The 17354-nt window shown below is 40.8% G+C and carries 19 protein-coding genes; 7 read left to right on the forward strand and 12 right to left on the reverse strand.

Annotated elements, in window-relative coordinates:
• Positions 1–22: 22 nt before the first annotated feature.
• The 6 genes from DTW91_RS03950 to DTW91_RS03975 all read right to left on the reverse strand — a co-directional run bounded on the left by DTW91_RS03950 (position 23) and on the right by DTW91_RS03975 (position 5941).
• On the reverse strand, positions 23–1429 hold the full coding sequence (locus DTW91_RS03950) for a leucyl aminopeptidase family protein (RefSeq protein ID WP_125202115.1): 1407 nt from the start codon (positions 1427–1429) through the stop codon (positions 23–25).
• A gap of 122 nt (positions 1430–1551) precedes the next feature.
• Entirely contained in the window at positions 1552–1731 is a 180-nt protein-coding gene (locus DTW91_RS03955; RefSeq protein WP_125202116.1) for a hypothetical protein, read from the reverse strand.
• Positions 1732–1818: 87 nt separating this feature from the next.
• Positions 1819–2943, reverse strand: coding sequence for an alpha/beta hydrolase (locus DTW91_RS03960; protein ID WP_125202117.1), 1125 nt, complete (start codon positions 2941–2943; stop codon positions 1819–1821).
• A 230-nt stretch (positions 2944–3173) separates the two neighbouring features.
• On the reverse strand, positions 3174–4934 hold the full coding sequence (locus tag DTW91_RS03965; protein WP_125202118.1) for a discoidin domain-containing protein: 1761 nt from the start codon (positions 4932–4934) through the stop codon (positions 3174–3176).
• Between the two features lie 10 nt (positions 4935–4944).
• Entirely contained in the window at positions 4945–5463 is a 519-nt protein-coding gene (locus DTW91_RS03970) for a hypothetical protein (protein ID WP_125202119.1), read from the reverse strand.
• A gap of 61 nt (positions 5464–5524) precedes the next feature.
• The gene (locus DTW91_RS03975) at positions 5525–5941 is read right to left on the reverse strand and encodes an acyl-CoA thioesterase (protein ID WP_125202120.1); all 417 of its coding nucleotides are present in this window, start codon (positions 5939–5941) and stop codon (positions 5525–5527) included.
• A 135-nt stretch (positions 5942–6076) separates the two neighbouring features.
• Between DTW91_RS03975 and dnaA the strand changes: the two genes are divergently transcribed.
• Positions 6077–7531 carry a chromosomal replication initiator protein DnaA gene (gene dnaA / locus DTW91_RS03980; RefSeq protein WP_125202121.1) on the forward strand — a complete coding sequence of 485 codons (1455 nt, stop codon included), beginning with the start codon at positions 6077–6079 and terminating at the stop codon, positions 7529–7531.
• A 77-nt stretch (positions 7532–7608) separates the two neighbouring features.
• On the opposite strand, the gene arsB is transcribed toward dnaA, so the two are convergent.
• Genes arsB through DTW91_RS04005 form a run of 5 tightly spaced genes read right to left on the reverse strand, consistent with a single transcriptional unit; the run spans position 7609 to position 10745 of the window.
• Complete coding sequence (gene arsB / locus DTW91_RS03985) at positions 7609–8649, reverse strand: ACR3 family arsenite efflux transporter (RefSeq protein WP_125202122.1); 1041 nt, start codon at positions 8647–8649, stop codon at positions 7609–7611.
• A 4-nt stretch (positions 8650–8653) separates the two neighbouring features.
• Positions 8654–9265, reverse strand: coding sequence for a protein-tyrosine-phosphatase (locus DTW91_RS03990; protein ID WP_125202123.1), 612 nt, complete (start codon positions 9263–9265; stop codon positions 8654–8656).
• A gap of 10 nt (positions 9266–9275) precedes the next feature.
• Entirely contained in the window at positions 9276–9896 is a 621-nt protein-coding gene (locus tag DTW91_RS03995) for a class I SAM-dependent methyltransferase (protein ID WP_125202124.1), read from the reverse strand.
• A gap of 13 nt (positions 9897–9909) precedes the next feature.
• Positions 9910–10383: a DUF6428 family protein gene (locus tag DTW91_RS04000; RefSeq protein WP_125202125.1), complete on the reverse strand. Its 474-nt coding sequence runs from the start codon at positions 10381–10383 to the stop codon at positions 9910–9912.
• Positions 10384–10421: 38 nt separating this feature from the next.
• Positions 10422–10745: an ArsR/SmtB family transcription factor gene (locus DTW91_RS04005; RefSeq protein WP_125202126.1), complete on the reverse strand. Its 324-nt coding sequence runs from the start codon at positions 10743–10745 to the stop codon at positions 10422–10424.
• A gap of 296 nt (positions 10746–11041) precedes the next feature.
• Here DTW91_RS04005 and DTW91_RS04010 point away from each other — a divergent pair, with 296 nt between their 5' ends.
• The 3 genes from DTW91_RS04010 to DTW91_RS04020 all read left to right on the forward strand — a co-directional run bounded on the left by DTW91_RS04010 (position 11042) and on the right by DTW91_RS04020 (position 13529).
• Positions 11042–12319, forward strand: coding sequence for a dicarboxylate/amino acid:cation symporter (locus tag DTW91_RS04010; protein ID WP_125202127.1), 1278 nt, complete (start codon positions 11042–11044; stop codon positions 12317–12319).
• Positions 12320–12380: 61 nt separating this feature from the next.
• Positions 12381–13079 (forward strand): SAM-dependent methyltransferase, encoded by a 699-nt coding sequence (locus DTW91_RS04015; RefSeq protein WP_125202128.1) that lies wholly within the window; start codon positions 12381–12383, stop codon positions 13077–13079.
• A 72-nt stretch (positions 13080–13151) separates the two neighbouring features.
• Entirely contained in the window at positions 13152–13529 is a 378-nt protein-coding gene (locus DTW91_RS04020) for a hypothetical protein (protein WP_125202129.1), read from the forward strand.
• A 36-nt stretch (positions 13530–13565) separates the two neighbouring features.
• Here DTW91_RS04020 and DTW91_RS04025 read toward each other — a convergent pair whose 3' ends face one another.
• Positions 13566–15713, reverse strand: coding sequence for an endonuclease MutS2 (locus DTW91_RS04025; RefSeq protein WP_125202130.1), 2148 nt, complete (start codon positions 15711–15713; stop codon positions 13566–13568).
• A gap of 203 nt (positions 15714–15916) precedes the next feature.
• Between DTW91_RS04025 and DTW91_RS04030 the strand changes: the two genes are divergently transcribed.
• The 3 genes from DTW91_RS04030 to DTW91_RS04040 all read left to right on the forward strand — a co-directional run bounded on the left by DTW91_RS04030 (position 15917) and on the right by DTW91_RS04040 (position 17343).
• On the forward strand, positions 15917–16525 hold the full coding sequence (locus DTW91_RS04030; RefSeq protein ID WP_125202131.1) for a Crp/Fnr family transcriptional regulator: 609 nt from the start codon (positions 15917–15919) through the stop codon (positions 16523–16525).
• A 67-nt stretch (positions 16526–16592) separates the two neighbouring features.
• Positions 16593–16904, forward strand: a complete 312-nt coding sequence (locus DTW91_RS04035) for a rhodanese-like domain-containing protein (protein ID WP_125202132.1) — start codon at positions 16593–16595, stop codon at positions 16902–16904.
• Between the two features lie 4 nt (positions 16905–16908).
• Positions 16909–17343 (forward strand): OsmC family protein, encoded by a 435-nt coding sequence (locus DTW91_RS04040; protein WP_125202133.1) that lies wholly within the window; start codon positions 16909–16911, stop codon positions 17341–17343.
• Positions 17344–17354 lie beyond the last annotated feature (11 nt).

Below are 17354 nucleotides of genomic sequence, written 5' to 3' on the forward strand. Positions count from 1 at the left end.
CGAAAAAGAATCAATCCCAATCTTACTGATAATTTTCCATAAAATCCAATAACAGCTGCACGCCATAGCCGGTTGCTGCTTTATCTTTGGCATAGGCCACATCTCCAAAAGCAACGCCGGCGATATCCAAATGTGCCCAGTTTTGATGTCCTTCTATAAACTGCTCCAAAAATTTGGCCGCAACGATGCAGTCGCCAAAAGGCTTCATAGAAATGTTTTTAAAATCTGCAACGTCCGATGCAAAATCGTCTTTCCAAACATCCCAAAGCGGCAAGTTCCAAAGCCGTTGATTGGTTTTGTCCGCCGACTTTTCCAATTTCCCTTTTAAATTTTCGTTGTTGGAAAAATAAGCGCCACAAGTGTAACCGAACATCCGCACTGCGCTCCCCGTCAAGGTGGCCAAGTCGATCAAAACATCTGTTTCATAATTCTTAGACAGGTACGAAAGGCCGTCTGCGAGTGTCATCCTGCCTTCTGCATCGGTGTTCAGAACTTCTATAGTTTTCCCGTTGTAGGCGGTGACCACGTCGCTCGGCAAATAGGCTTTTTCGGAAACTGCATTATCGGTAATCGGGAGGATTGCGACGATATTTACGGGTAATTTAAGCTCTGAAGCTGTTATCAAAGCGCCAATGACTGCACAGGCACCGCCCAAATCGCTTTTCATATAATGCAGATTAGAAGCAGGTTTGATGGAGATTCCGCCTGTATCGAACAAAACGCATTTTCCAACAAGACCAATGGTTTTCGCATTTTCCTTCCCAGATTTATATTGCAAAATCGTGAATGCAGCTTCCTGAGAACTTCCTTGATTGACTGCCACAAACGCCCCCAAGCCTTCTTTCGCAGATTCTTCACGGCTTAGAACTTTGTAATCTAAATCATATTTTTCCGCTGTCGTTTTCAGAAATTCTGAAATTTGAGCCACTTTTTTGTGGTTCGCAGGCTTGTTCAGCCATTCCATTCCGGCAAATTGACCGTTGCAAAGAGCTTCTGTTTTCAATGCTAAATTTTGGGCTTCCTCTTCAGAGATGTTTTCAAAATTGAGTTCGAAATTCTCTTGCCAAAATGGATGCGATTTTTCAAACGGGTAGCAATAAGTACCCAAAAATAGGCCTTTAATAAAATCTTCCGTTGCGTCCAATCCTAACTTAGAATGGACAGAGGTTGGCAAGGCTTGCAGGTTTTTTTTATAATCATTAGAAAATTTGCTCGCGATACCTTGGATTTCGTAGCCCTTGGGCTCTTTGCCGATTCCGAGAAAAAATTGGATTTGGGAAGCATCTGTTTTTACGAATACTTCGTTTGTTTTTCCATTAAAAAAATGGTTCATATTGGGATAATCCGATTTTTCCTGCTGCCAATCGTCTTCGGCGAACAGAAATATTTTTTGCGTCGTGGATTCTTTTTTGTTGCTGATTTTAATCATAATTTCATTTTTTCCATAGGAATATATTCCTATGTTGGGTATATCAATCGTCCCGATGGGACTTGCTACTTTGATAGGAATAAATTCCTATGTGGGTATATTATTCGTCCCGATGGGACTTGCTACTTTTTTTCCATAGGAATAAAATAAATTCCTATGCTGGGTATCAATCGTCCCGATGGGACTTCCTTCTTTTTTTCCATATCAATCGTCCCGACGGGACTTCCTTCTTTTTTTCCATAGGAATAAATTCCTATGCTGGGTATCAATCGTCCCGATGGGACTTCCTTCTTTTTTTCCATATCAATCGTCCCGATGGGACTTGCTACTTTTTTCCATAGGAATAAATTCCTATGTTGGTATATCAATCGTCCCGATGGGACTTGTTTTTAATTTCTAATATCGTTTTCCAATTCATTTTTGGCTTTTACGGGACTTTCCAGACTATCGATGTAAAGCCATTCTACGGCTCTGGGGAACTCTTGAGACCAAAAAAATTCCTGATGTGTCCCTTGGTCATTGATACTCGTTTTAACTTCGAAATCATACAATTTCTGTGCGCTCAATTTTTTCAAAGTTTTTTCAAACAGTTTGATTCTGCTCACCATTTTGGAGCCCTCTTTTCTGCCGCCGTACAGATAAACTTTGATTTTGAACGGTTTGCTGAAGCTCATCATCGGGAAGTTATTATTAGGCTCTACCCAAAGTGATGGTGAAAATATCAGCAGTTTGGAGTAGACTTCGGGATAAAGAAAGCCGCCGTAAATACTGATTAATGCGCCCAGAGAACTCCCGCCTATGCCTGTGTTTTCACGATCCTTTTTCGTTCGGTATTTCTGATCGACCAAGGGCTTCAAGGTATCTGTAACGAATCGCAGATATTTTTTGCCTTCCGCCTCTTCTGCCAGTGCATTGTGGTCAAAAATATATTCTTTTATTCTGTCGTCGTCGCCATGTTCGATGGCAATAACAATCAATTCGCCTCGTCCGTATTCTGCTAGAAGTGCCAGTTTTTTATCGATTTCCCAATTTCCATAGGCTGAGCCTTCATTGAAAAGATTTTGCGCATCCTGCAGGTAAAGCACCGGATAGCTCTGATCAGAATCATAATAATCGAAGGGCAATAGTGCCCACACCTTCCTGGTTTTGTCGAGCTGAGGGATGTAAAATGCCTCGTCAATCAATTCTACTTTGGGGAAAAATTCTTTTTTGAAAGGACCCCAATTCACACGCCATTTTTCTACAATTACTTGAACTTTTTTTGCCCCTTTTTTCACCTTTCGGTTCGGGGTAATGTTGTCGTGCCGGTCGATTTCTACGTTTTCCCAACCGCCTTTGGTGAATTTGAATTCGATTTCGTCCTTCAGCCATTCATCCGGAATATTGATATAATAATTGCCCTCGCCCAACTTTTCCAGTTCGAATTTTGGATCTTTGGGATTCCATTTATTGAAATTTCCCGTGATGAAAATCGGTCGGTCATCATTGTCTTCTGACTTCAGAAAAAACTCCATTCTTTTTTAGATTGTCTATTGAATTATAAATTTATAAAATTATTTCAATTATTACAGTAGGCTTGAATAGTTTTCTTCAAAAAAAGAACTTTGTTAATGAATATTAACTTAAAATTAAGATTGTTTGAATTAACAAAAATTTGCTTATTCAAAAAAATATGAAGGAAAAACAAAAAAGCCTTTGAATAAATCTTCAAAAGCTTGCAGTTTTATTTAAAAAAATTAAGAAATTATTCAGATTTTACAACTTCGGTTTTTTCCGAAATTCCGTTGGCATTGAATGCTTCGATCTGAAAATAGTAGGCGTCCGTGCGATCGGCGCCTGTGAAAAAATATTCGTTTTTGCCATAGACCATGATGCTGCCATACAATTTGTCGGGTGATTTGCCCCAATAAATCACATAGCCATCGGCATCGGGATTCTGTTGCCATTTGAACCAGATGCTTCTTCTTTCGCCATATTTTTTGGGATCTGACCGCAATGGAACGAAGTTTTCGACTTTCGCAGGTTTCTTGCCGGCACCTTTTCCAAATACCCGGAAGCCGCTGAGTGCAAATTTCCCTGTTGGCATTTTCAGGTTTTCCATTTTCAAGAAGCGTGCTTTGGCAGGCGTTTCCAGTTCTACATAATCGTGAGGAACGTCGGTTTGGTTTTTGGATTTATCAACGATGATGCGCCATTTTTTGCCGTCATCAGAACCATAAATTTTATACTGATGCATTTTGCCCAGCGTTTTTCCCATAAATTCCGCATCTTGGTCTGCGTAATTGATTTGAATAGCGTTAATCGTTGAAACTTCACCCAGATCGGTTTGGAACCATTCGCCGGAATTTCCGGTTTTGGCACTCCAATAAGTTTTGATATCCTCATCCACCGCGAAATTCGGTTGATAACCGCCCAACGTTGATGAAACCTGAACCGGTTTGTTGTAATTGAGCAGCATCCAATTGGCAAAGAGACCTTTGGTAAAATCCTTTCCTTGTGCATATTGCGGAAGCAGCGTGGGATAGTCGCCGTATGCCGTGTTGGCGTACATCACATCATCTTTGTCAAATCCGGCAGGCCAAATTCCTAGGCGTCTTTCAAAATTATTCTTTGTGGAGATGAAAATCGTGGAAACGTGCCACCAGTTGCCGAAATTGTCCTGAAAAGTCGCGCCGTGACCAGCGCCTCTTGCGAAACCGCCCGGTTTGTAGGAAAAAGGGTTGTGCTGCTGATAGGCGAAGCCTTCCAACGGATTTTTGGAAACATAGACGCCATCGGAATATCCACTGAATTCGGTTGCAGGCGCGCCATATTGCAAGTAATATTTGTTGTTATGCTTCGTCATCCAGGCTCCTTCTACAAAGGGTTGCAGGAAAACATTGTCGTTGTACTCGCCGAATCTTTCCCAGCCGTGCTCTTCCGGTTTCAGTTTCAAAACCGGTTTTACAAAACCTTCGGATTGCAAGGTTTTCACTTTCACTTCGGTTCCTAAAAGTGGCCATTCATTGCTGGATCCCCAATAGAGGTAGAGTTTATTCTTGTCCTCATCGTAATGAAATGCCGGATCCCAAGCACCGACTTTCAGGGTATCGACGGCGATTTGCCACTCGTCTTTTATTGGATTTGTACTTTTCCAGATCGGGAAATCCTGCTCCCAAGTGGATCCGAAAACATACAAGGTGTCCTTCATTGCCCAGACGGCGGGCGCATTGAGATCGTGGATATATTTGTTGTCTCGCAGAAATTTTCTATGGACAAAATTCCACTTCAGCATGTCATCGGAATACCAATAACCTTCTTGATTGGTAGAAAAGAGAAACAGTTTTTTCTGAAAATTCACAATCACGGGATCGGCAGTGGCGCGGTGCTTACCTTGTTTGGCAAATACTTCGAAAGGGGTGTAGCCATAGTCGATATTGATGGGATTGCAATAGGTTTTTTGTTGCGCAGAGATCCAAGCTAAAAAAAGTGTAAAGACCGCGACTAAGATTTTTCTTGATTTCATTTTTAGATTTTTATTCCGGGATTTTGCTGTATTGTTCTAAGATATTATTAACGAATCGGAAGGTATCTTGCTTGATTTTCATTCCGTCTGCCCGATCGCGATGAAAGAACAGGATGTAATCTTTACCGTCTATCGTCAGTTTTTTTCCGGCGGATTTGGCATTATAAAATTTGTCTAGTTTATAGATGAAATATTTTCCGCTTTTCAAAGTAATGACGATGGGGAAGAATTCGGACGGCGCCACCGTGCTCCGGTTAAAATTATTGACGACATTGGCGATGTAATCTTCTTCACCATCTTGGTTGAAATCACCCTGATCTATGGTTGTCACATTGTTTTTATCGAGAAAATCCTCAAATTCCGTGTCTTCTACGCCGTCTGGCCGGTAATATTTCATGTCGTTATTGATATTCAACTTATTGGTAAAGCTGTTTTTTACGATGATGCTTTGCAACGTTTTGACGTCCATATCACTTCGGATGCAGGAGACCAGACCAAGTGTCACCAAAAAATAAGGATAGACTTTCATAAGAAAAGAATTATTTCCAAATTTGATAAAAAAAGATGAAAATAAGGTTACGCTTGGGAAATTAAATTGTGGTATTCCACTTTTTATTTATCAAATCGAGCAGATAATCCGGACATTTTACGATTTTATTGGTTTGAGAATCTAGGAAGAAGAGCGTTGTGGAGGCTTCTGTAATCTTGACATTTTCTTCATTATAAATTTCATAATCGAAGACGATTCTCACGCCGGGGATTTGTCTGATGTAAGTCCGGATTTCCAATATTTGATCATAAAGTGCCGGCTTCAAATACTTGATTTTATACTCCGAAACGGGAAGGAAAATGCCTCTTCGTTCTATGGCATCGTAGGACAAGCCAAGACTTCGGAATAGCTCGACTCTTGCCACCTCCAAGTACTCTGCATAATTGCCATAATAGACATATTTCATCGGGTCTGTTTCGCCGTAACGCACTCGTATCGAGGTTTTTGCAAGTATCATTAGAAGTCTTTAAAAATTCATACAAATATATTTTTTAATAATCAATAGCGAAAAAATTTTTTTATGAAAATTAATAATTAGATATTTGTTGTCTTCTTAAAAAACTAAAAATCTAAACGGTAACCGCAGCAGAACATGAATGAAAATTTAGTATTAATCTGGGATAGATGTCTCCAATTTATGAGAGACAATCTAAACGCAGCAGAAGACAATACAGATCTCAAAAAACTCGAGAACTCTTTCGACTTGTTATTCGACAAAGTCCGGCCGATTTCTTTGGTCAACAACAATCTGACACTGCTCGTCCCAAGTGATTTTTACAAAGAATATATCGAGGACAATTACCTGTCTTTGCTGTCTGCTGCGCTTAAGAAAAATATTGGTAAAGGGGTGAAGTTGTGGTATTCGGTGATGGAAAATAAACCATCCGGCAAGGAGAAGGCCATTACGATGAATGTCAAAGGAACCTCTACACAGCAGCCGAAAATACAGGAAGCAAGACCGATTTTGAAAGATAATAACGTCAATCCGTTTGTGGTTCCGGGCATCAAAAAAGTAAATATAGATTCAAACCTCAAAGCCGATCAGTCTTTTGACAACTTCATCGAGGGAGAAAGCAACAAATTCGCTGCAACCGTTGCCAAATCCATCGCCAAAAGGCCGGGCTCTACCGCTTTCAACCCCTTATTTATTTACGGAGGTTATGGCGTCGGGAAAACGCATTTGGCACAAGCTATCGGTTTGGAAGTGAAGTCTTCGTTTCCGGAGAAAGTGGTTTTGTACCAGTCTTCGGAGAAGTTTATTCAGGACTTTGTGAAGGCGGCCAAGTCGCAGAACAAGACCGATTTTCAGCATTATTATCAGATGATCGACGTTTTGATTATCGACGATATCCAATTCCTGTCCGGCAAAGCAGCGACGCAAGACAGTTTCTTCCATATTTTTGATTTTCTGCATCAAAACGGGAAACAAATCATTTTGACTTCAGACAAAGCGCCGGCAGACATTCTGGACACTCAGGAACGCATCATTTCCCGATTCAAATGGGGACTTTCGGCGGAAATCAAATCGCCCAATTTTGAAACCAGAAGAAAAATCATCGTTGACAAACTGAGCCGTGACGGCATAGAATTGACCGACGATATGCTGGATTATCTGGCCTCGGAAGTCAAAACCAACGGCGTGAGAGAACTCATTGGCGTTGTAAACGCAGTCATTGCCTATTCTACCGTTTACAAATCGGATTTTAGCCTTGATCTCTTGAGGGAAACCATCAGCAAACTGGCGACTACCCAGAAGAAAACCATCAATATTCCTTATATTCAGGAGATTGTTTGCGATTATTTTGGCATTCAAAGAGAACAATTGCTTTCTAAAACCAGAAAGAGAGAAATCGCATTGCCCAGACAGTTGGCAATGTATTTTGCAAAAGAATATACCAATGCGACTTTCACAAAAATCGGGGAAGAAATGGGCGGCAAAGACCACTCAACGGTGATGTACGCCTGCGACACGATCCGCGATGTTTCGAAAATCGATAAGGAACTGAAGAAATATATCAAGGATCTTAAAGAAAAGATCGGTCAATAAAACACAAAAATGTCTGAATCGCAATTCGGACATTTTTTTTAGAATTGGCAGCAATTTCGTTTGCTAATTTTCAGGTTTTAATTAAGTTTAACATCATATTTTTTCTTGAGCCACAGACTCGCTTTCACGAGCAGAATCAATACCGGAACTTCCACCAAAGGCCCGATAACCCCCACGAAAGCCTGCGCAGAATGAATGCCAAAAACCGAAATGGCAACCGCAATGGCCAGCTCGAAATTATTCCCTGTCGCAGTAAAAGCAATCGCCGCATTCTTGTCGTACGGAACTTTCAGCGATTTGTTGATGAAAAAACTCATAAAAAACATAAGCACAAAATAAATGATCAGAGGAACCGCTACTTTGACAACGTCCATCGGGAGTTCCACTATCTTGTCGCCTTTCAAACTGAACATCAATACAATGGTAAAAAGTAATGCATACAAAGTGATGGGCGAAATTTTCGGTATAAATTTCCGGTTGTACCACTCGATTCCTTTTGCTTTCACCAAAAAATATCTGCACAAAAATCCGGCTAAGAACGGAATCCCGAGGTAAATCAAAACACTTTCTGTCACATCGCGCATCGGTACGGAAACGCTGAAATGACCTAAGCCTAATTTTTGAGGCAAAACATTGATGAAAAGCCAAACAAAAAAACTGTAGAAAAAGATCTGAAAAATACTGTTCAAAGCCACCAAAAGTGCCGCATACTCGCGGTTTCCCTTTGCCAAATCGTTCCAGACGATGACCATCGCAATGCACCGTGCCAACCCAATCAGGATCAATCCAACCATATAATCGGGCTCATCTCGGAGGAAAATAACGGCCAAAGTAAACATTAAAGTGGGACCCACAACCCAGTTGAGCAGCAAAGAAATCGACAAGATTTTCTTGTCCTGAAATGCCTTCGGCAACAGCGAATAATCCACGCGGGCAAGCGGCGGAAACATCATCAGTATGAGACCAATTGCCAACAGAATATTGGTGTTTCCGATAGAAAATGAGTTGGTAATGATGGAAATATTGGGAAACAAATAACCCAAACCAACGCCAACAGCCATCGCAAGGAAAATCCAAAGCGTCAAATAGCGATCTAGAAACTTAAGTTTTGCTTGCATTCGATTATTTTTTGATTAATGAAAAAACATACAGACATTCCATCGCAATTTGATTGCTTCTTTCAGAATACTTTTCGTCCTGAAGCGGAGAATTGTCGTAGGCTTTCGGGTCAAAATACGTGGTGCCGATCCGCAAGTCGCAGCCGGGGATGAAGGGGCAGTTTTCGTCGGCATCGCCGCAAGTCATCACGGCGGCAAAGTTCTCTTTGGGCAAACTGTCGTCATCAATTGTTTTGGAAAAACAGAGATTCGCTTTTTCTTCGCCGAAGCGCACTTCGTATTTTGGATTGGCAGTTTCGTCCAATTTTTTTACTTCGAAACCGGCATTTGTCAAGGCATTGATGGCGTTTTGATTGAAAGCCGTAGCTTCTGTCCCGGCCGAAAAAGTTTGAACATCAAACCCGTAAAAATCAGCAGCCACTTTGGCCCAAACCTGCCCCAGATGACTTCTGCGGGAGTTGTGCGTGCAGACGTAAACCAGCTGGACGGCTTGGTTTTGATCGATTTTTTCCTGAATATAAGAAGCCAATTTTTCTAATAAAGCTTTTCTTTCAGCGCCAATTTCTTTGAAATTTTTGCTAAGAATTTCGCATCGGTTTTTTATGGTTGAAAACATATTTGCATTTTTATTTTTTGGTGAAACTGCAAAACACGAAATTTTGTGTGGTATCGAATGGTGTCTTGTGGTTGATATTTAGACATTGTATTTTTTCGAAATATGGCGTGAAAAGCTTTTTTAAATGATCTTCTGAATATTGCTTAATCTCTATGCCACTGCACTTCTTCGGACCGATTTCTGAGAAAGTCCCCAACACCAATTTTCCGTCTTTTTTTAAATGGTTTGAGACCAATCGAACATAAGTTTCAATATCTTTTGCCGCCGTTAAAAAATGAAAAGTGGCTCTGTCGTGCCAAAAATCATATTGGTCAGTCGGCTGAAACTCAGTAATGTCTTGAATAATCCAGTTGATTAACTTTGCTTTGTGCCCCAGACGTTCTTTTGCTCTGTTGATGGCGGTTTTTGAAATGTCCAAAACTGTAATGTGATGGAAACCAAGATCCAGCAAATGGTCTACAAAAAGGCTGTCGCCCCCGCCGATGTCTATGATTTGAGCCGTTTTAGGAAGATTAAATTTACCGACAAAATCTAAAGAAATTTCGGGTTTGGCTTGGTACCAACTCATTTCTTTTTCCGATTTGGTTTGATAAATATTTTCCCAGTGATTTTTTCGGTTGAATTCTTCCATCGATCGGTGATCTTTAGCAACATCCGCTTCCCGGAGCACAGGAGTTGCCGGCGTTAGTCGATAATTCTGAGAGCTTTAGTTTTTGTTTTTCTGAGGGGATTCCGCAGGCGTCCTGCGCAAGGCAAGCCGTCGTTTTGCTTTTCAAAACAAAGGTTTTTCCGTTGAATTCCAAATCATATTTCCCGATGGTATCACTTTGATATTCGACCTCTATTTCGGCATCTTCGATGCCCAATCTTTCTTCGGAAAGCTGGATGATGCTCAGCAGTTTGCCGGGTTTCAAGCGGTGTTCGAAATCATCTGCGTTCCAAAGCTGGAAGTTGACCGCTTTTTCGTGGCGAATGACGCCGCCGCAGTCGATGAAATGTTTAATAACCTGTCCCACTTCTGTCACGTGAAAATGTTCCGGCACGAAAGTTCCGTTTTCCAACTGGAATTCAACATTGTCTAATGTTGGTAAGATTTTTTTGACTTCTGAAAGTTTCATATTTAATTTTTTAATTTGTTTAATTTAAGCTAATAATGTCAGCAGCATTTTCCTTTAGTTACGGAAATAACATTTGAAAAATAATTGGTCAGAATATCAAAAGTATGTTCGTCGATGCAGTAGCAGATGGCATTGCCTTCGATATTTCCTTTGATGAGACCTGCATTTTTCAGCTCTTTGAGATGCTGAGAAACAGTGGGCTGTGCCAATGGAAGTTCGTTCACGATATCGCCACAGATGCACGCATTCACTTGCATCAAATATTCTATTATCGCAATTCGGGCAGGATGTCCCAGCGCTTTGGCGATGGTGGCAATCTGATTTTGACGGTCTGTGAAATGTTCTGTTTTAGTTGCTCCCATTATTTTAATTTAATATTGCAATATTACGATAATAATCTGAGACTAAAAATATTTTTACAATTTATTTTTAACATCCAAAACGCTTAATGGATCAGAAGAATTGAAGCTGCTTCTTTAAAATTGGCAAGAAGCCAAATCGGTAAAAGCAATATTTGGAAATGGCAATATTTTTTGTTTTGGTGAGAGATGAGAAATTTTAAGTTTCTAACGAATGTTGCGAATTAATTGCTAAAAAAATTCAGAACCATACAATATAATTCGCAAACAATTCTAAATTTGTAAGATAAGTCATTTTAATGAATTTTGATATTGAACAAAAACCCGTCAAGCCCAAAAAATATTATCAACATCTCTACATCCAAGTCTTGTTTGCGATCATCTTGGGCGTATCTTTAGGCTATTTTTATCCCGATCTTGGGGAGAAAATGAAACCTTTGGGCGATGGATTTATAAAATTGGTGAAGATGATTATCGCGCCCGTGATTTTCCTCACCGTTTCTACAGGAATTGCCGGAATGAGCGATCTCAAAAAAGTCGGAAGAGTTGCCGGAAAAGCGTTTATTTACTTCTTGACATTTTCCACGCTGGCTTTGATTATCGGTTTGGTTGTCAGCCACGTCGTCCAGCCGGGAAAAGGGCTCAACATCGATCCGCATACTCTGAATGGCGCCGAAGTGGCCAAATATGTCAAAGCAGCACACGACAATTCTTTGGTCAATTTTATCTTCAATATCATTCCCGATACGCTTCTTAGTCCTTTGACGGGCGACAACATTTTGCAGGTTTTGCTGGTTGCCATTTTGTTTGGCGTTGCCTTGGCCATCACTTCGGAGAAGAGTTTTCCCGTTTATGATTTCCTGCACACGTTGACCATTCCTGTTTTCAAAATTGTGGAAATTCTTATGAAACTTGCGCCCATTGGCGCTTTCGGCGCGATGGCATTCACGATTGGGAAGTACGGCGTAGAGTCGCTTAGGAATCTCGCCTTGCTTGTTGGCACTTTTTATCTCACGTCGGCCTTATTTGTCATTTTGATTTTAGGAAGCGTTGCTTGGTACAACGGGTTCAATATTTTCAAATTTCTGAGATATTTGAAAGACGAAATCCTGTTGGTTTTAGGCACCAGCTCTTCCGAACCCGCGCTTCCGGGACTGATGAAAAAACTCGAAAATGCCGGTTGCGAAAAGAGTGTGGTCGGTTTGGTAGTTCCCACCGGTTATTCCTTCAACCTCGATGGTACCAATATTTATATGACTTTGGCGGCACTTTTCATCGCTCAGGCCTGCAATATCGATCTCACTTTGGAGCACCAGCTTGGATTGCTTTTGGTCGCGATGTTGAGTTCCAAAGGTGCAGCAGGCGTTGCTGGAGCAGGGTTTATCACGCTGGCAGCGACTTTGGCGGTCGTTCCCGAAGTTCCGATTGCCGGGATGACTTTGATTCTCGGGATCGACAAATTTATGTCGGAATGCCGCGCGTTGACCAACGTCATCGGAAATGCCGTGGCTACCGTGGTGGTTTCCAATTGGGAAAATCGCTTGGATAAGGAGAGGCTGAAAGAAGTTTTGAATTAAATAATTGGATTTGATTCAAATACTTTATACATTGGACATTATACTTTTTACAAAAAAACAAATGCTTTACCTCTTGCCCGCTTACCTTTCCGAGAATTCTCCAATAGATTATTTTGCCCCAATGATCAAAGACATCATTATGAATGTCGATCATTATTTTGTGGAAAATGAAAAGACCGCGAGAAAAGTCATCAAGTTTTTTGCTCCTGAAAAGAAACAACCGGATTTAAAATTATTTCTTCTTGATAAATATTCCCAAACTGCCGATTTAAAAGAAGCAAAGAAATTGATGAAATCGAGCGTAGATTTCGGCTTGTTGTCCGAAGCGGGCTTGCCTTGCATCGGCGATCCTGGAAATATTATCGTCGCGTGGTCTCACCAAAATAATGTGAAAGTCGTTCCGGTAAATGGACCAAGTTCCTTCGTTCTGGCTTTGATCGCCAGCGGTTTCAATGGTCAGCAATTCACGTTCAACGGCTATTTGCCCATTGAAAAAGACAAAAAGAAGAAGGAAATTCAAAATCTGGAAAATATTGTCGAGAAAACGGGATTTACGCAGATTTTTATGGAGACGCCTTACCGCAACAATCCACTTTTCGACGATCTGACCAAGTTTCTCCATCCCAATACAAAACTGTGCATCGCAGCCAATATCAACGATCCGGAAAGTGAAATGATTCAGACGAAAACCATCGCCGAATGGAAAAAAAGCAAACCCGAATTGCACAAGATTCCGGCTGTTTTTTTGATCGGCCGATAAATATTGAACTTTAACTTCCTTTAACAGCGTCTTAGCACGATGCTTGAAACTTATTGTTCAAATCAAAAAAATATGACAGATAAAAAAGTAGCCGGGCTTTGGATAGACGGTACAAAAGCAATTGTGGTGACCAATCACGATTCTCAAGATGTGACAGAATTTGCAGTGGTTGATACAGTAAAAGCAGAAATTCAGCACGGCAATTCAAGTGAAAATGCAGCAAACAATGCGGAGCAATCCAACAAGCTGAAATTCTACAAAGAGATCGAAAAACTGATCACCAACAGTACGGAGCTCTACATCACCGGTCCCGGAACGTCGCAGGAAGAACTGAAAAATCATCTGCTGGAAACGCCACAATACAAAAATCTGAATATCAAACTTGGCACGGCTCAGCAAATGAGCGAAGAGCAAGTTCTGGAAGAAGTGAAATCCCACTTTCAATCATAAAAAAGAGCGATCATTTTGGTCGCTTTTTTTGTCGTTTTAAATCCGCTCCAATTCCCCGGAGTCTATTGTAGTTTTGAAAGTTCCGTAGTTCACGGTCACTTTATTTTTCTTGATTTCGTCAATCGTACCAACGCTCGTGCTCCCTTTGATGCGGACGCGCTGACCGATTTTCATCCAAACCGCTCGTTCTGCAGCGCGTTTTTCTTCCAGTTTTTCGTTGGTTTCTGCTATTTTTTCCTGAACATCTTCTTTTTTCAGCTGCTGCGTTATTTTTCGTTTGATCACTTGCAGACGTTTGCTTTCGTCTTTGTCAGCACCCAATTTTCGATATTTCTCCTGTTCTAAGATTTTAACAAAATCTTTTACAACCTCTTTTCGGGATTTCCCTTTCACATAACTATCGATGAAACTTTCTATTTTATTGCCAAACTGCAGTTTGCGGTGCTCGTCTTCATATAATTTCTGGAAATTATGAAGTTTTTGTTGAAGCTGCTCGTTCAGTTTTTGGAGATTGTCCCTTTTGTCTTCTACAGAATCTCGTTTTTCAGAAAGGTCGGATTTTATTTTTTCAACCTCGAATTTTTCCTGTTGAAGTTTTACAATCGTTTTATCGAGATTTACGAGATCGTGCTCCACTTTTTTCTTGGCAGAGTTGATGATGAATCTTGGAATTCTATTTTTCTCCGCCACTTCAAAAGTAAAAGAACTCCCGGCCTGCCCCACTTCTAATTTATAAAGCGGTTCCAAAGAATTTTCGTCAAAGAGCATTGCCGCATTTGTGGCCGCAGGAAGACTTTCCACAATTAGTTTGATGTTGGTATAATGCGTGGTAATGATAGCGAAACTCTTTTTTTCGTAGAAAAATTCCAGAAAACTTTCGGCCAAGGCGCCGCCCAATTCGGGATCGGATCCGGTTCCAAATTCGTCAATCAATAACAGCGATTTTCCATCAGCTTCTTTGATCATCCCGGCCATTTTTTTCAACCGGGAAGAGTAAGTGGAAAGGTGATTTTCTATCGATTGATTATCGCCAATGTCCGTCATTATTTTCTCGAAAAAGAACATTTCGGATTTGGGATGACAAGGCACCAAGATGCCGCTTTGAATCATCAATTGTAATAATCCGACGGTTTTCAGTGTGATAGATTTTCCACCGGCGTTTGGTCCTGAGATGCAGACGATGCGGTTGTGCTCTGTCAAAGAAATCGTTTGCGAAAAGATGGCTTTGTTCTCCGCTTTGTTGCGCAGCCAGAGCAAGGGATGAAAGGCTTCTCTTAATCTCAAAGTCTGATGACGATTGATTTTTGGTAAAATTCCATTGACTAATTCTGCAAATTTTGCTTTCGCCCGAATTAAATCCAAATCAAAAATATAATTCTGATAATCTGCCAATTGCGGCTGGAATTCGGCGATTTCGGAAGTGAGTTTTCTCAGGATTTTATCGATTTCTTTTTTCTCTTCTTCCTGATTTTCTTTGAGTTTGAAGTAATGTTTGACGACGCTTTCGGGCTGTACAAAAGTGATGGATCCCGTTTTGGAAATGCCCAAAACCCGACCCGGCACTCTCTTTTTAAATCCCGATTTCACGGCCAAAACACGTTGATCCTCAATGATACTTTCTTTAATATCATCCAAGAAATCGCTCTGGCCGCAATTGAACAAAGCGCGGTTAAAATTCTCGTCAATTGTCTTTCTGGCTTGTTGGATTTCTGCGCGCAGCGCCTTCAAGATGGGCGAGGCTTCGGATTTCACTTCTCCAAAACGGTTGAATACTTTATCGATCTTTTCCACGATTTCTTTGCGGTATTCCAGGTGTTTTATTTCTTCCAATAGCGTTGGGAAGAGCTCCGAAAACTGCGGAAAAAACCGTTGCAATTTCCCGACCTGCTCGGTCATGTTTTTGATTTTGACAAAAGATTTGTTGTCCAGCCGAAAATTCTCGATCATCATCAGTTTCAATTCTTCTTCGATATCCTCGTACTCGTCGAATGGGATTGCGGTGGCACTTTCAAAACTGGAGAGGAATTCTGAGGTTTTTTTTAAAGCAATTTCGGCTTCGTCTATTGGCATTGGCCGAAGGTTCATGATTTTGTCCGCCGTTTTTGGCGAGAATGCGAAAGGGGCAATCTCCGAAAGCAGTTCGGGGAATTCAAGTTCGTTGAGATCGGTCTGATGGATTTTCACAATGCAAATTTACGAATTTGAAATAATGTTGTGCTTATTGTAGATTTAGAAAAATCGGCTCTTGCGAAGGCCGAATTTTGCTAAAACAATAGATTACGAAGCTTGATGAAGGCAAGGAAAAAGTTTGATCGGGAGAATAGGAATGTTAATTTGCATGTTTATATTAAGCGTCATTCTTTTTATTATTATATGTATATTTGAGTATGAATATTTATGAAATATTAAATCCGGAACTTAAAAAAGAGATAGCCGACAGCCGTGATCTAAAACGCTTCCCGGCAGGCGCGGTTATTTTGGAGATTAACTCGTATGTTAATTACATTCCTCTGGTGATGTCGGGCAGTGTAAAGGTTGTACGGACCGAAGAAGATGGCAGAGAGATTCTTTTGTATTATCTCACGCCGGGGGAAAGTTGTATTTCCTCTATACTTTCGGGGCTTACTCAGGGTACTTCCAAAGTGAAAGCGGTAGTAGAGGAAGATGCCGAAATTCTGATGCTGTCCCTCCCTAAAGCCAAAGAATGGCTTACAAAATATCCGGAATGGTCGGCATTTGTTTTTGAATTGTATCAAAAAAGGTTTGAAGATTTGGTCAATATGGTTAATTCTATTGCTTTTCAAAAGGCAGATGCAAGAATTTTATATCTTTTGGATCAAAAATCAAAATTATATAAATCTAAAGAGCTTTCCGTTACCCATCAGCAACTTGCAGACGAGCTTGGAATCACCAGAGAAGCGGTAAGCCGCGTGCTGAAACAGATAGAAACTGATGGCAAAATAAGACTTTCCCGAAACAAAATCACCCTATTGTAACTTACATCACTGATGGGCTTATCTGTGGGGCGTAACTTTGTATCATAAATCAGAAAAAAGCAAGACAATGTTTGATGCAATAAAAGGTCTTTTTGGGATGGATAAAACCGATTACGCAGCGCTCGTAAAACAAGGAGCTGTCATTCTGGATGTTAGAAGTAAAAGCGAATATACTAGTGGGCATATCAAAAATGCCATTAATATCCCCGTCAATGAACTTCAGAATAACCTTTCAAAATTAAAAAACAAAGATCAACCCATTATTACTTGTTGTGCGTCGGGGATGAGAAGTGCATCGGCGAAAAGTATTTTGCAGAACAACGGCTACAAAAATGTACACAATGGTGGAGGATGGATAAGTCTAAACAATAAACTGTAACCTGATGGAAGCGCATTATTATAACGTCCATATTTCTTGGAAAAATACCCGTTTGGGCGAGATGTTTTCCCCAGAGCTTTCACAAAGCATAGAAGTTGCAACACCTCCGCCATTTCCCAAAGGGATAGAAGGCATTTGGTCTCCGGAGCATTTGTTTACTGCGGCTGTCAGTAGTTGTTTGATGACAACCTTTTTAGCGATTGCAGAAAATTCGAAACTGGAATTTGAAAGTTTCGAATGTCAGTCCAAGGGGAAGCTGGAGCAGGTTGAAGGCCGATACCTAATGACGGAGGTCATTTTGGAACCCATTGTAACAATTAGTCAGGAAGCGGATCGTGAAAAGGCGGAAAAAGTGCTGCAAAAATCGGAGTCCAATTGTTTGATTTCAAACTCTGTAAAAGCTAAGATTACAATAATGTCTAAGATCGTCGTGTCCTAACATTCCCATAC

It is taken from the genome of Chryseobacterium sp. SC28, from assembly GCF_003932955.1.
Classification (GTDB): Bacteria; Bacteroidota; Bacteroidia; order Flavobacteriales; family Weeksellaceae; genus Epilithonimonas.

What these genes read in the sequence shown, in the direction of transcription:
- DTW91_RS03970 (WP_125202119.1), bottom strand. Translation starts at nt 5,463, where the DNA reads ATGAAAGTCTATCCTTATTTTTTGGTGACACTTGGTCTGGTCTCCTGC.
- DTW91_RS04035 (WP_125202132.1), top strand. Translation starts at nt 16,593, where the DNA reads ATGTTTGATGCAATAAAAGGTCTTTTTGGGATGGATAAAACCGATTAC.
- dnaA (WP_125202121.1), top strand. Translation starts at nt 6,077, where the DNA reads ATGAATGAAAATTTAGTATTAATCTGGGATAGATGTCTCCAATTTATG.
- DTW91_RS04005 (WP_125202126.1), bottom strand. Translation starts at nt 10,745, where the DNA reads ATGGGAGCAACTAAAACAGAACATTTCACAGACCGTCAAAATCAGATT.
- DTW91_RS03965 (WP_125202118.1), bottom strand. Translation starts at nt 4,934, where the DNA reads ATGAAATCAAGAAAAATCTTAGTCGCGGTCTTTACACTTTTTTTAGCT.
- DTW91_RS04000 (WP_125202125.1), bottom strand. Translation starts at nt 10,383, where the DNA reads ATGAAACTTTCAGAAGTCAAAAAAATCTTACCAACATTAGACAATGTT.
- DTW91_RS03990 (WP_125202123.1), bottom strand. Translation starts at nt 9,265, where the DNA reads ATGTTTTCAACCATAAAAAACCGATGCGAAATTCTTAGCAAAAATTTC.
- DTW91_RS04040 (WP_125202133.1), top strand. Translation starts at nt 16,909, where the DNA reads ATGGAAGCGCATTATTATAACGTCCATATTTCTTGGAAAAATACCCGT.
- DTW91_RS04030 (WP_125202131.1), top strand. Translation starts at nt 15,917, where the DNA reads ATGAATATTTATGAAATATTAAATCCGGAACTTAAAAAAGAGATAGCC.
- DTW91_RS03950 (WP_125202115.1), bottom strand. Translation starts at nt 1,429, where the DNA reads ATGATTAAAATCAGCAACAAAAAAGAATCCACGACGCAAAAAATATTT.
- DTW91_RS04020 (WP_125202129.1), top strand. Translation starts at nt 13,152, where the DNA reads ATGACAGATAAAAAAGTAGCCGGGCTTTGGATAGACGGTACAAAAGCA.
- DTW91_RS03995 (WP_125202124.1), bottom strand. Translation starts at nt 9,896, where the DNA reads ATGGAAGAATTCAACCGAAAAAATCACTGGGAAAATATTTATCAAACC.
- DTW91_RS04010 (WP_125202127.1), top strand. Translation starts at nt 11,042, where the DNA reads ATGAATTTTGATATTGAACAAAAACCCGTCAAGCCCAAAAAATATTAT.
- DTW91_RS03960 (WP_125202117.1), bottom strand. Translation starts at nt 2,943, where the DNA reads ATGGAGTTTTTTCTGAAGTCAGAAGACAATGATGACCGACCGATTTTC.
- DTW91_RS04015 (WP_125202128.1), top strand. Translation starts at nt 12,381, where the DNA reads ATGCTTTACCTCTTGCCCGCTTACCTTTCCGAGAATTCTCCAATAGAT.
- arsB (WP_125202122.1), bottom strand. Translation starts at nt 8,649, where the DNA reads ATGCAAGCAAAACTTAAGTTTCTAGATCGCTATTTGACGCTTTGGATT.
- DTW91_RS03975 (WP_125202120.1), bottom strand. Translation starts at nt 5,941, where the DNA reads ATGATACTTGCAAAAACCTCGATACGAGTGCGTTACGGCGAAACAGAC.
- DTW91_RS03955 (WP_125202116.1), bottom strand. Translation starts at nt 1,731, where the DNA reads ATGGAAAAAAAGAAGGAAGTCCCATCGGGACGATTGATACCCAGCATA.